Consider the following 12,797-nt stretch of genomic DNA (forward strand, 5'->3'; position numbering starts at 1 on the left):
CATCACTGTTGGGCCTGCTCGGTGCCGCGGCTATACTTTGGGGCTCCCTGCAGGCCTTGCGCCAGACTCGGCTGAAGCTGCTCATCGCCTATTCCACCGTAGCGCAACTTGGTTACCTGTTTCTGGCCTTTCCGCTGGCAGTCACTGCCAGTGCCACCGCCTGGAGCGCGGCCGCGTACCTGGCCCTCTCTCATGCCCTGGCGAAGGCGGCGATGTTTCTGGCGGCCGGCAATCTGTTACTTTTTGGGGGTCATGACCGCATCGCCGATCTGGATCGGGTGGTGCAGCGACTGCCGCTCACCACCGGCGCCTTTGCCTTGGCCGGGGTGAGTATCATGGGGCTGCCGCCGAGCGGGGGATTTATCGGCAAGTGGCTGATGCTTGAAGCAGCCCTGAGGCAGGGACGCTGGGACCTTGTGGCGGTGATGATCATCGGCGGCTTGCTGGCGGCGGGCTATATCTTCAAGGTGTTGGGATATGCTTTCATCCAGGCCGATGTCGTGCCTGAGTCGAGAGCGGTTCCCGCCAGTCTGGAATGGACGGCGCTGTTGCTGGCGGTCGGCACGGTCTTGCTGGGTTTTTTGGCGCCGGCCGTGTTGTCCCTGATAGGGGTCGGCGACCCATTCGGCATCAGTGAGGTCAGGCCATGAACTGGAATACGTGGGTCCCCCTGCTGGTAATTGCCAGCTCGCTGCTGCCGGGTTTGATCATCTTCTGTCTGGCGGAAGAGAGGGTGCGCCTGCGCACGGTGCTCAACCTGGCTGGGGCCCTGGTTAAAATTGCACTGGTCGGCTGGATGCTGTGGGGGGTCTACCACGGACAGCATTATGAAGCGCGGCTGGCACTGCTCCCAGACCTGGAACTGGTATTGCTAGCCGACACGCTGTCGCTGTTTTTTCTCGTCCTGTCTGCGGGGCTCTGGCTAGTGACTACCGTCTACGCCATCGGCTACCTGGAAGGCTCGCCGAATCGCGGTCGCTTCTTTGGCTTTTTCAGCCTGTGCGTGACCGCTACCGTCGGCGTGGCCCTGGCTGGCAACCTGATCACCTTCCTGCTGTTCTACGAACTGTTGACCCTGTCCACCTATCCGCTGGTCGTGCATCGCGGCACGGAAATGGCCCGCCGTGCCGGGCAGTCCTATCTTGCCTACACCATTTTCGGTGGCGCGTTACTATTGTTGGGCACGGTGTGGCTCTATACACTGACGGGCACTTTGGAATTTATTCCCCGGGGTTTTCTTAATAGTCTAAGCGAAGAGCATCGTCCGGCTCTGAGAATGATTTTCGCCCTGCTGATCGCCGGACTGGGGGTGAAGGCGGCGCTGGTACCGTTCCACGGCTGGCTGCCACAGGCCATGATCGCACCGGCGCCAGTCAGCGCCTTGCTGCATGCGGTGGCGGTGGTGAAGGCCGGGGCCTTCGGTATTGTGCGCGTGGTCTATGACGTATTCGGGGTGGAGTTCGCCGCTGCGCTGGGAGTGCTAAGCCCTTTGGCGTGGTTGGCGGCATTCACAATCATCTACGGTTCGGTGCTGGCCATGTTTCAAAATGACCTGAAGCGCAGACTGGCCTTTTCTACGGTCAGTCAGGTATCCTATATCGCCCTGGGCGTCGCCATCGCAGGACCTGTCGCGACCATCGGCGGCGTGGTGCATCTGGTGCACCAGGGCTTTATGAAGATCACCTTGTTTTTCTGCGCGGGCAATCTGGCCGAAACCCTGGGAATAAAAAAAGTCAGCGAGATGAATGGTGTGGGCCGGCGTATGCCTTGGACTATGGCGGCGTTTACTGTCGGGGCCTTCGGCATGATCGGTGCGCCGCCTGTTGCCGGATTCATCAGCAAATGGTATCTGGGCTTGGGCGCGCTGGAGGCGGGCCAGGACTGGGTAATCTTCGTGCTGGCTGGCAGCAGCCTGCTCAATGCCGTCTACTTCCTGCCCATTTTGCAGGCGGCCTGGTTTCGGGCGCCTCCAGACGCCTGGCCGGAGGAGCACGATTTTGGCCGTAAGGAGACGGCTTGGGCGCTGTTGCTTCCACCGTTGGTAACGGCCGCCATAGCCTTGGGTGCGGGACTGCTCGCGGCGCTGCCTTTCAGTCCCCTAGGATGGGCGAAGATCATCGCGGCACGGGAGTTCTATCAGCCATGAGTGAAGTAATCGCCTCCCTGACATTGTTGCTTGTGGTGATTTGGCCACTGCTGTTGGCCGGGGCGGTGTCTTCCGGCACCACGCGCCCCGTACCCATGAGACTTGTACCCTGGGCAGCGCTCCCGGCGCTGGTGACCGCGGTAGTGCTCCCCGAAATCGGTCTTCAGCTCCACGGTACCATGCTGGGCGGAGAGCTGGTTCTTGACGGCACCGGGAGGGTGTTTCTGCTACTGAGTGCCACCCTCTGGCTAGCGACTGGGTTGCTCGCGCGTCCCCAGTTGCACACCTCTGGAGCGAATCGCTTCGCTGTTCTGCTGCTGCTAGCCATGGCGGGCGGATTTGGCTTAGCGCTTGCCGGCGACGCCATGTTGTTCTTTGCTGCTGGCACCCTGGCAGGCTATGCCCTGTACGGCCTACTCGTCCACGACGCCAATATATCACTGCAGACAGCGGTCCGGGTGCTGGTGGTGCTGCTCGTGCTGAGCGATCTTCTGGTGTTCGAACTGCTGTTGATACTGGGCCAAGCGGCGGGCAGCGTTGATTTCATGTCCCTTCGCCAAGCCTGGATGAACACCGACTACCGGGGGGTGGTGCTTGGCCTGTTGATCGTCGGCTTTGGAATCAAAGCTGGCGTCGTTGGGGTTCACTTCTGGCTGGCGCCGGTCTTCGTGAACGCAGGGATGGCGGTACGCCCGGCGCTGGTCAGCTTCATGCTTGGTGCCGGGCTGCTGGGCTGGTTGCGCCTACTGCCAATTGGCGATATTCACTGGTCCGGTGCGGGGGTCGTGCTGCAGTGGCTTGCGTGGTTTACGCTGGGGTATGCGGTCTTAGCTGGCCAATTGAAGGCCCATCCTCGCGCGGTACAGGCTTGCACAGCCATAGCCCTGACTGGCCTGTGGGTAGCGATGCTGGGGGCGGTTTTACTCCACCCGCAGCCCTGGTCTGGGATGGCCGAAGCGGCGCATGCTACCATTCTCCAATCGGGATTCGCCCTGGCCGCCTTGCTGCTGCTCGACCGGCGTACCGCCGGGAACATCCCGAAATGGTTGCATCCTCTGCCCCATGCAGTAAAGTGGCTCGCCGCGTTGCAATTAGCGACCGTTCCCGTGGCCGTCACTGTTTTTTTGTCGAAAGACGACGGTTTTGCGACAGTACAGATGTCCTGGACGACGGCTGCCATAGCCTTTCTTGTCGTCCGCAGCCTGTTGCTGAGCCAGCCAGCCAGCCATGGCTCTCTCGACATGAAGACAACCCCGGACGGCGTGCAACAACCCATGCAAGCGCCCACGGCAACAGCCCACCTGGTGGCCGGGGGACTGACGGCAGCGGGCTTGCTGGCTGCGGCGTACAACCTGGTCGAACTATCCCCTATCAATTTTGGGCTTCCCGTCCTGATGATGATGGCCGCCTCTCTTGCGGCTTGGCTGAGCGTCAAACGGCGTGTGCCCCACCTGCCCGACCTCCCCCTGCTGGTTCCCATCAGCAACGGGCTGGCAGCGGCATTGCGTCGCGGTCGACGCTTGGCCGACAGGCGCCTACAATTGTGGCGTGATGCAGGAAGGGCCCAGGTGGAGCGTCTGTGGTCTCGAATGGGTTGGGGCCGGGTCATCGGACGATTCGAATCTCGCCTCAATCATTGGCCTACGACGTTGGTAATTCTGGCGGCGTTGGGTCTGTTCATGGCCACGCTGGTCGCGATTGGATGAACCTCCCGCTCCTGAGCATGGTTTTGGCACCGGGATTTCTGCGGTTGTTTGTGTAATGTTCTATTCTCCCGTTTCCCCATCCAGAGTATCGACAATGTGAATTCGTTTAATTGCATCACAGGCCGGGCGGATGTCGCCTTTCGGTTAAAGACAATGCGTTATAAACACACATGAACATGCGGTACACATTAGGAACTCCAGCCTGCCGCATCCAGTACTAATCCTGGGTTTCTGGACCTATGGCTGCAAACTAAGTGAGCCCGGGGAACCGATAAAATCAAATAAACAGGACCGAAATGCACGATGATTGCAAGCCCGAGCGATTATAAGTGCGAGCCGCTACATGATGCGTCTCCCCCATTTGCCGCCTTGCCTGAACCCGCCCGCTAATCCGCCGCCCCGAAAACGACAACGCCGACCTTTTCAGGTCGGCGTCGTTGTTTAATATCTTGTCAGAGGTTCGTTGCAGGTTAACCCACCAATGATGGTATCAGCACGGCCGCCAGTATACCGAAAGCCATCAGGACCAGAAGGATCAGGGCCAGGATGCCGGAAAAGCGCCAGAAGGATTTCTGATAATTCAGAGCCGTTTCGAGTTCAAGCTGCCCCCCTCCCTTGAGCAGGTTTCCGATGGCGGACGCGTACTTGAACAGGTAATAAGCAGGGATCAGGTACAGCAGCAAGCTTGCCAGCTGAACCGACAACATCAGGAGGGTCGGGGTATCCGAATTAAGGCCCATGCCGCCCATCGTACTGACGATCAGCAAACCGGCAATCGCCAGCATCCCCAAGCCGGAACTGATGAACAGAAGAATGGAAATCAAGCGGACCCAGGGTTTGGTTTTCTGCAGGATATCAAGAACCACGGCGGTGACGGAACCGGCAACTTCCGGCGACTCTTCGAAAAAAGAGGCCTCGGCTGCGGCCGAGGCAGGAGCCTGCTCGGTTTCAAAAACATCCCCGGCCGCGACAGGAGCCGCAACAGGCGCCCAGCTCTCATCGTCATCCGGTGCTTCCTCGGGTGCAGTCGCTACCGGCGCGAAGACGTCCTCGGTCACATCCGCAGGCTCAGGCGGCTCCGCAGCAGCAGGCTCAGCGATCTCTTCCTGAACCGGCATTGACGCGGCCGGTGCCGGCTCAACGAACGGCCCAGGTGCTGCGACCACCGTCTCGGCCGGAACTTCCGGTTCAGCTTCAGTTTCAGCAGACGGTTGAGCCGGGTCGGCGACTTCAATCGTCTCAGGGGCAACAATTTCGCACACCAGCCCAACCCCGGCCAGAACTTTTTCATATTTTTCGGCAGTCGCCTGATCCAGGCCGCCCTTGAGAACCACCCCTTTGCCGGTAAAAAGCTTGGCCAGCGCGGCTTCGCTGTATTTGAAACGGGATACCAGGTTGGCCTCGGCCTCAGCCCGGGAAACCCCCTCGACAAGTTCTCCGCGAAACACGATGCGGTACGAATCTTCTGCCATGAAACCCTCCCCTTGCATTTGAAATTATTTGCCTTTCACTTTTTACCCCGGAGATCGCGGGACTGTCAACCTCTGCGAGCAAAAAGTGCGCCGATTATTCTGCGGCCATTAGCGATGCTGCAGCCCCCGTCAATTTTCATACTGGCGTTTCCCCCTGCGGCCGGGTATGCTGAGCGCCATTGAAGCGAAAGGATCACCACTTATGGCTTTGCCGGCAACCATCTACCGGGTCGGCGTCCAACTCTCGGATGTCGACCGCAACCAGTACCAGAAACTGCAGACCACCGTTGCCCGCCATCCCTCGGAAACCGCCGAGCGGCTGGTCGCCCGGGTTTTGGCCTATGCCTGTCAATACGACCCGGACCTGGCCTTTACCAAGGGAATCTGCGCCGGCGACGAACCGGACCTGTGGATCAAGGGACCGGACGGCCGGGTTACCACCTGGATCGAGGTCGGCCAGCCCGATCCCGAGCGGCTGCTCAAAGCAAGCCGCCATGCCGCCAAGGTCATTCTGTTTGCCTACGGCCCAGCCCGTTACCGTTGGGAGAACCAGCATCTCCCCCGGCTATTAGCCATACCGAACCTGACGATTATCGGCATCGATTACGACTTTCTCCAGCAGATCGTCGCCCGCCTGCAGCGCGCCATCAACTGGGACCTGACCATCACCGAAGGGAACCTGTACCTGAGCATTGGCGAAGAAACCCTCGAAAGTTCGCTGACCCTCCTCGCCGGAACCATCGATCAGGAATGATTGCGCAGCCGTAGTTCGAGAGGATGGGGATTGAGATAGACCTGCTGCTGAAGGTAGGGCTCCCCGTATTTGCGGACAAAGTGGTTGATCAGGGTCAGCGGGACCACCAGGGGGACCAGCCCATGGTGGTAATGGCCGATCACCTCCAGCGCCTCCTGCTTTTCATCGGCACTTAACTGCCGCTTGAAATAGCCGAGCATATGCTGCAGCACATTGACGTTCTTCTTGACCGTGGCGTTGAGATGCAGGGCTTTCATCAGCAGCTTGAGGTATCCCTCGTAGAGAACCGATGTCGGCACCGTCCCCCCTTGCGCCACCAGCCTCCCCATTTCGCGGTACAACTCGGTGCTGTGGGCGAGAATCAGCAGCTTGTGCCGGGTGTGAAAATCGACCAGGGCGCTGGGGGTGCCGCGGCGTCCCGCTGTCTCCCGCCAGCGTTTGAGGGTGAAAATGCTCTCGATAAAGGTCTCCCGCAGCCCGGGATCATGCAGCCGCCCATCTTCTTCGACCGGCAACAGGGGAAAATGCTCCATGAAAATCCGGGCGAACAGGCCGACACCCTCTTTTTTCGGCACCCCGTTACGATCGTAAAGCTTGACCCGCTCCATGCCGCTGCTGGGGGAACGCGATTTAAAGATGAACCCGCAGAGATTCTCCGATTCGAGTTCGCCGACCCTGCGCCGAGCCCAGGCAGTCATCCGCCCGGTGATGTCTTCGCCGCTGCGGGAAAAGACCAGCCGCGGTTTCTCGGGATCGCCGACCAGCCGTAGCGCCTCTCGGGGCGTCGACAGGCCCATTTCAACCTCGGGGCAGACCGGAACGTATTCGACGTAGCGGCCGAGGGTTTCGACCAGGAACGGGTCGCGCTTGTGGCCGCCATCGAAGCGGACCTTCTCGCCGAGCAGGCATGAACTGATACCGAGCCGTAGTTTCCCTTCCACACTGCACCTCCGCAGAAAAATCACCTGACCTGCTCAAGTCTAGCACCAATCCGGTTTCGGAAAAGTTTACCCGAAAAATCATCCGCCAGGCCGCATGAGATTGTAATCGCCTGAGAGTCTGGAATAATTGGCAGGAAAGGAGTACCCATGGCTGACGACAAGCAGATTCCCGTTTTGGTCGCCGGCGCCACCGGCTATATCGGCGCCCGCCTGATCCCCCGCCTGCTGCAGGCCGGCTACAAGGTCCGCGCGCTGGCCCGCACGCCGGCCAAGCTGCGCGACCGGCCCTGGGCAGCGGATCCAAATATCGAAATTGTCCGGGGCGATCTGCTCGACCGGGATTCCATGCTCAGCGCCTGTCGGGGCTGCCAGGCCGCCTTCTACCTGGTCCACTCGATGAACCCGACCAGCAGCGATTTTGCCCGCACCGACCGGGTGGCCGCCGGCAACATGGCGGCCGCCGCCGAAGCGGCCGGCCTGGCCCGGATAATCTACCTAAGCGGCCTCGGCGAAGAGGACGGAACCCTCAGTGAACACCTGCGTTCGCGGGCCGAAGTGGCGCGCCTGCTGCGCGCGGGCAAGGTACCGGTGACGGTGCTGCGGGCGGCCATGATCATCGGCTCGGGGAGCGCCTCCTTCGAGATCCTGCGCTACCTGGTGGAGCGGCTGCCGGTGATGATCACGCCGCGCTGGGTCGGCACCCCCTGTCAGCCGATCGCTATCGAGAATGTGCTCTACTACCTGGTCGGCTGCCTTGCCTGTGATGAGACGGCCGGCCGGGTGCTCGACATCGGCCAGCCTGAAGTGGTCAGCTACCGCCAACTGATGCGGACCTTTGCCGAAGAGGCCGGGCTGGCCAAACGGCTGATCATCCCGGTGCCGGTGTTGACGCCGCGCCTGAGTTCCTACTGGATCCACCTGGTGACCCCGGTCCCGGCCGTTTTGGCCCGCCCCCTGGCAGAAGGGCTGCGCAATTCCGTGGTCTGCCAAGATCACAGCATCCGCGAGCTGATTCCCCAGCAACTGCTCGACTGCCGCCAGGCGATCCGCCGCGCCCTTGAGGAAACCCGCAGCCATCAGATCGAGAGCAGCTGGCGAGATGCCGGGGCTATCTCGCCCGCCGCCTGGAGCAATCCGGGCGACCCGGCCTGGGCCGGCGGCACCCACTTCGATGACAGTCGCCGGCTGCGCCTGGATGCGCCCGTGGAAGAAGCCTGGAAGGCGGTGGTGCGCATCGGCGGCAAGACCGGCTGGTATCACGCCGATTGGCTCTGGTGGATCCGCGGCCTGCTCGACCAGCTGGTAGGCGGCATCGGCCTGCGCCGGGGACGGCGCTGCCCGGTTGACCTCTCCCCGGGCGATGCGGTCGATTTCTGGCGAGTCGCCGAAGTCGAGAAGCCGCGGCGACTGCTGCTGGTGGCCGAAATGAAAGTGCCGGGCGAAGCGCTGCTCGAATTCCGCATCGACGGTGACGACGGCGGCGCCCTCATCACCCAGAGCGCCCGCTTCCGCCCCCGCGGCCTGCTCGGCATCCTCTACTGGTACGCCATCGCCCCGGCCCACAACTATGTCTTCAACGGCATGCTCCGCGGCATCGCCCGCAGCGCCGGCGGCCGCGTCACTCAGGGGCCGGAGCGGATCTCCTCCACGGATGGATGACTGTTCATTTTTGCTAAGGCGATATCGTGCTTTCTCTTATTTGACCGCTGGTTCTGGTCCTTACTGACAGCAACACCGTCGGGACTCGCCCCGACAGGCGACCTACTTTTTGATAAACGTCAAAACGTAGGCAAAAAACGTTTTCCACTGGCGTGGGGCATCGCTGTTGCCAATGGCAGAGGTACAAACACCGTCAGAAATGATGAGTCCGTCACTGCTTCGTGGCACCTCCCCGTGCGCGAGCGCGTGTCGAGGCGTCATCGACAGTGCTTATACAAGCGTTACTGCAATTGCCAGTTGTTGGTAAAACCTTAAAATCTGTGCTCTCCATGATTTTGACTTCCCTGCAGCCCGGTGTTTGCTCAGCCCGGAATACTGCTGAAGCCACCACCACTGGTGGCAGGTGCGCGACGAAGCACCAAAGTTGTCCCCAACACAACAGAGATTACGTTTGCAGCCAGCCGAGCTAGTGCTCCTCATGCCCCCGGCAGGGAGCCGTTTTTTGCTTCCTTTTTGTCGGCTCTCACAAAAAGCAAGGCGTCTGGCGGGACGCGACCCGTCGGTTTTGCTTTTGTTCCCGTTGGCAAGATTCGACTGTTTAACGGTCTTCGATGGAAAAAGGCCCCGGCGCGTCTATCCCCGGGGCCTTCTCCTTGTTCAATCCCTTGAGCACGAAAATTCAGGCCGCGAAAGCAACCCCGACCCGGTTTTCCCGCCGCCAGACCACCCGGATCTTGTGCCGGCCAAGCTGCCCGTATTCGAGCATCCCCTCGGTGCCCGGCTCGAGCGGCTGCGGCACGGACAGCATCACCCCCCCGCCGTCACTGTGGTTGGACACCTGGCAGGCCAGCTCGACGTTCCCCTCGAGAGTCAGGGTCGCCGGAGTTTCTCCGAAATCCCGGCGCACCCCCTTGCGCTCGCAGAACACCGCCAGCGGCAATTCGTCGATACGGATGGATTGACGCGGCCCTTCATTGCTGATGAGGGTGGCGGGATCCTTGACCTCGCCGAGGATATTTTCGGGGCGATAATTGAGGTGGGGGGTGAGCAGGCGCCTGAGGACGCTCTCGTGAACCATTTCCCCCATCGCCATGTTCTGGCCGATCGACCGGATGCAGGGGGGAACCCGCAGGGCCTGCAGCATCCTGTAACCCAGCGAGAAGGAGTCTTCAAGCTGGCCGGTGACCTGGGGAGCGACCTTGCTGCGGTCGGCCAGGTAACGGGAATCAAAGACCAGACCATGCTCCATGGCCCGGTTGATCATCCACAAAAAGGCCACATCCGACAGACCGCTGTCCGGATAGCCGCCGCCGATGTTGCTGTGCACCCCGGCAAACCAGACCTGCTGCAGGTTTTTCTGCCCGGTTCGCTTGTCCCAGATGGCCGGGACAAACGGTCCGCGGCGCTCGTCGACGGCCAGCGCCTGGTAGGCGTTTTCGATCAGACCGGACAGGGCAGCGTTATGAAAGCCGACCCAGAATTTTTTTGAAATCTTGCCGAGCAGCGGCGTCGGTGCGCCGAGGGCGCCGACCGTGTCCCAGACCCCCATGAATTTTATCTTCGGCCGAGTTCGCGGCAGGTCGCGCAGACGCAGGTTGTATTTTGAGGCCTCCCGCTGCTCCGGCGGGGTGCGGTAATAGCCATAGGCATCGGGCAGGCGGTCCATATCGCTCTTGTCGAGCAGGCCGGCCGCATCGAGCATGCCGCTTAAGCAACGGGCCGTGTACGCCCCGCGACTGAAGCCAAAGCAGAAAATTTCGTCGTTTTCGGCGTAGTTGTTGGCGAGAAACCGGTAGGCGTCCTGGATGTTCCGGGAAATCCCCAGGCCGGTGCCGCCACCGGCGTATTTGTCGACAAAACCGATGGTACCGGCCCCCACCCCGCGACCGTAATAGACCACCTGGTCGATCCCGCTTTCGCTGTCCCGCGGTTCGATGGCGCGCACCAGCTTGAGCACGTTGGTCGGCACCTGCCGCCCCTCTTTCTTGCCTTCCGGCTCGTTCCAGGTTCCGTCGCAGCAGATGATGATTCTCTTGCCCATTTTGTCCTCCCGCTTTTTGCGCTAGAAAGATCCTTCACCCTAGACCGGATACTTGCATCGGGTTGACTCAAGACTAATGCAAATGAGGCGGAAAGCAACCGGGTGGGTCCATTCGGCAATTTGTCTTGACAACTTTACACATATCCCCTTAGGATATGCCATTGCAAAACATCAACAGGACCCTCACTATGCTCAACCCCCAGGCCCCCACCCCGCTCTACTATCAGCTTGCCGAGAAACTGGCGGCCGGCATCCGCGCGGGCACCTACGCCCCGGGCAGCCGCATCCCCTCGGAACACCAGCTGGCCGCCAGCTACGGCATCGGCCGGCCGACGGTGCGCCAGGCGATCGATTCACTGGTGCGCAAGGGGCTGCTCAGCCGCCGCCGCGGCTCGGGGACCTTTGTGTGCGAACCGCCCCAGGAAATCGACCTCTTTTCCCTCGACGGCACCAGCGCCTCCTTTCGCAAAAAGGGGCTGGCCATGGACAGCCGTCTGCTCGGCAACGCCGCGCTGCAGACGGTCGCTGGCGATACGCGCAATCCCTTTGCCGGGCGCCAGGCCTACCAGCTGTCGCGCCTGACCCGCGGCGAAAAGATGCCGGTGCTGCTCGAAGAGCTGTTCCTCGACGCCGAGCTCTTCGCCGGCCTCGACCGGCTCGACCTGACCGGCCAATCCTTGTCGACTGTGGCGGCGGAGCACTTTTATCTGCGCCCGTCCGGCGGCCGGCAGAACTTCCGCATCAGCTATCTCGATGACAAGCGGGCCCGCCTGCTCGAAGTCGCCACCGACACCCCCCTGCTGCTGGTTGAGCGGCTACTGCACTTTCCGCAGAAAGAGGGCGGCTTCTTCTCGCGCCTCTACTGCCGGACCGATCAGTTCGTCTTTTCCCAAACCCTCGGAGGATTTAATCATGAATAACCGTGGCTACTTTTCGGACTTCGGCGGCGCCTTCGTCCCCGAAATTCTCAGCGCCACCTTCGACGAGCTCGAGGCCGCCTTCGACGCGGCCAAGGCCGACCCGAGTTTCTGGCAGGAGTACGAGGAGATCATGTCGACCTACTCCTGCCGCGCCACCCCGCTGACTTTCGCCGAAAACCTGACCCGCCATTTCGGCGGTGCGAGGATCTACATCAAGCGCGAAGACCTCAACCACACCGGTGCCCACAAGGCCAACAACGTCATGGGACAGGGGCTTTTAGTCAAGCGGATGGGGAAAAAGCGGGTGATCGCCGAAACCGGCGCCGGCCAGCACGGCGTCGCCACCGCCACCATGGCGGCCCGCTACGGCCTGGAATGCACCATCTACATGGGCGAGGTTGATGTCGAGCGGCAGCGCCCCAACGTCTTCTGGATGGAACGCCTGGGCGCCACGGTAATCCCGGTGAAAGACGGCTCGCGCACCCTCAAGGACGCCATCAATGAAGCGTTCCGCGACTGGGTCTCGAACATGGATACCACCCACTACGTGCTCGGCACCGCCTGCGGCCCCCACCCCTTCCCCGAGATGGTGACCTGGTTTCAGTCAATCATCGGCAAGGAAGCGCGCCAGCAGATCCTGGCGCGCGAAGTGCGTCTGCCCAAACGGGTCTACGCCTGCGTCGGCGGCGGTTCCAACGCCATGGGAATTTTTTCGGGGTTCATGGACGACCCGGTGGAACTGGTCGGGGTGGAAGCCGGCGGCAAGGGGATCGACACCGGACTGCATGCCGCCCGACTGGCTTCGAAGGACGCCAGCATCGGCGTGGCCCAGGGCTATAAGACCTATTTCCTGCAAAACGGCGACGGCCAGATGCAGGAGACCCACAGCATCGCCGCCGGCCTCGACTACGTCGGCGTCTCGCCGATCCTCTCCCATCTGCACAGCACCGGCCGGGCCCGCTTCGAAGCGGCGACCGACCGCGAAGTGATCGATGCCCTGGCCCTGACCATGCGCAAAGAAGGGCTGATTCCGGCCCTCGAGTCGTCCCACGCTTTCGCCCAGGCCTTCAAAGAGGCGCCGCAAATGGACAAAGACGACATCATCATCATCAACCAGTCCGGGCGCGGCGATAAGGACATCTTCACCGTGGCCGACGC

At 61.4% G+C, this 12,797-nt stretch carries 10 protein-coding genes; 7 read left to right on the forward strand and 3 right to left on the reverse strand.

Annotation, left to right across the window (positions count from 1 at the left end; genetic code table 11):
* From ABYV89_RS08765 to ABYV89_RS08775, 3 genes are all read left to right on the forward strand, one after another.
* On the forward strand, positions 1-650 hold a 650-nt coding region (locus ABYV89_RS08765), incomplete at its 5' end, for a proton-conducting transporter transmembrane domain-containing protein (protein ID WP_432822574.1).
* Positions 647-2,146 carry a complex I subunit 5 family protein gene (locus ABYV89_RS08770; protein WP_432822575.1) on the forward strand — a complete coding sequence of 500 codons (1,500 nt, stop codon included), beginning with the start codon at positions 647-649 and terminating at the stop codon, positions 2,144-2,146. The genes ABYV89_RS08765 and ABYV89_RS08770, both read left to right, overlap by 4 nt.
* Positions 2,143-3,852 (forward strand): proton-conducting transporter transmembrane domain-containing protein, encoded by a 1,710-nt coding sequence (locus ABYV89_RS08775; protein ID WP_432822576.1) that lies wholly within the window; start codon positions 2,143-2,145, stop codon positions 3,850-3,852. Before ABYV89_RS08770 ends, ABYV89_RS08775 begins: the two co-directional genes overlap by 4 nt.
* Positions 3,853-4,322: 470 nt before the next feature.
* Here ABYV89_RS08775 and ABYV89_RS08780 read toward each other — a convergent pair whose 3' ends face one another.
* Positions 4,323-5,324: a hypothetical protein gene (locus ABYV89_RS08780; protein WP_432822577.1), complete on the reverse strand. Its 1,002-nt coding sequence runs from the start codon at positions 5,322-5,324 to the stop codon at positions 4,323-4,325.
* A 202-nt stretch (positions 5,325-5,526) separates the two neighbouring features.
* Between ABYV89_RS08780 and ABYV89_RS08785 the strand changes: the two genes are divergently transcribed.
* On the forward strand, positions 5,527-6,078 hold the full coding sequence (locus tag ABYV89_RS08785) for a YaeQ family protein (protein ID WP_432822578.1): 552 nt from the start codon (positions 5,527-5,529) through the stop codon (positions 6,076-6,078).
* Here the strand turns inward: ABYV89_RS08785 and ABYV89_RS08790 are convergent.
* A complete protein-coding gene (locus ABYV89_RS08790) occupies positions 6,069-7,019 on the reverse strand; it encodes a YbgA family protein (RefSeq protein WP_432822579.1) in 951 nt (316 codons plus the stop codon). The genes ABYV89_RS08785 and ABYV89_RS08790 overlap by 10 nt on opposite strands.
* A gap of 147 nt (positions 7,020-7,166) precedes the next feature.
* Here ABYV89_RS08790 and ABYV89_RS08795 point away from each other — a divergent pair, with 147 nt between their 5' ends.
* On the forward strand, positions 7,167-8,678 hold the full coding sequence (locus tag ABYV89_RS08795; protein ID WP_432822580.1) for an SDR family oxidoreductase: 1,512 nt from the start codon (positions 7,167-7,169) through the stop codon (positions 8,676-8,678).
* 679 nt (positions 8,679-9,357) lie between these two features.
* Here ABYV89_RS08795 and ABYV89_RS08800 read toward each other — a convergent pair.
* Complete coding sequence (locus ABYV89_RS08800) at positions 9,358-10,719, reverse strand: DUF2235 domain-containing protein (protein WP_432822581.1); 1,362 nt, start codon at positions 10,717-10,719, stop codon at positions 9,358-9,360.
* Between the two features lie 188 nt (positions 10,720-10,907).
* Between ABYV89_RS08800 and ABYV89_RS08805 the strand changes: the two genes are divergently transcribed.
* Positions 10,908-11,639, forward strand: coding sequence for a GntR family transcriptional regulator (locus ABYV89_RS08805; RefSeq protein ID WP_432822582.1), 732 nt, complete (start codon positions 10,908-10,910; stop codon positions 11,637-11,639).
* Positions 11,632-12,797: tryptophan synthase subunit beta (gene trpB, locus ABYV89_RS08810; RefSeq protein WP_432822583.1), on the forward strand; the 1,166-nt coding region annotated here is incomplete at its 3' end. The genes ABYV89_RS08805 and trpB, both read left to right, overlap by 8 nt.

This window comes from Trichloromonas sp. (genome assembly GCF_041583255.1).
Lineage (GTDB): Bacteria > Desulfobacterota > Desulfuromonadia > Desulfuromonadales > Trichloromonadaceae > Trichloromonas.

Excerpts from the sequence above, each read along its gene's own strand:
- ABYV89_RS08770 (WP_432822575.1), top strand. The coding sequence starts at position 647 with ATGAACTGGAATACGTGGGTCCCCCTGCTGGTAATTGCCAGCTCGCTG.
- ABYV89_RS08775 (WP_432822576.1), top strand. The coding sequence starts at position 2,143 with ATGAGTGAAGTAATCGCCTCCCTGACATTGTTGCTTGTGGTGATTTGG.
- ABYV89_RS08780 (WP_432822577.1), bottom strand. The coding sequence starts at position 5,324 with ATGGCAGAAGATTCGTACCGCATCGTGTTTCGCGGAGAACTTGTCGAG.
- ABYV89_RS08785 (WP_432822578.1), top strand. The coding sequence starts at position 5,527 with ATGGCTTTGCCGGCAACCATCTACCGGGTCGGCGTCCAACTCTCGGAT.
- ABYV89_RS08795 (WP_432822580.1), top strand. The coding sequence starts at position 7,167 with ATGGCTGACGACAAGCAGATTCCCGTTTTGGTCGCCGGCGCCACCGGC.
- ABYV89_RS08800 (WP_432822581.1), bottom strand. The coding sequence starts at position 10,719 with ATGGGCAAGAGAATCATCATCTGCTGCGACGGAACCTGGAACGAGCCG.
- ABYV89_RS08805 (WP_432822582.1), top strand. The coding sequence starts at position 10,908 with ATGCTCAACCCCCAGGCCCCCACCCCGCTCTACTATCAGCTTGCCGAG.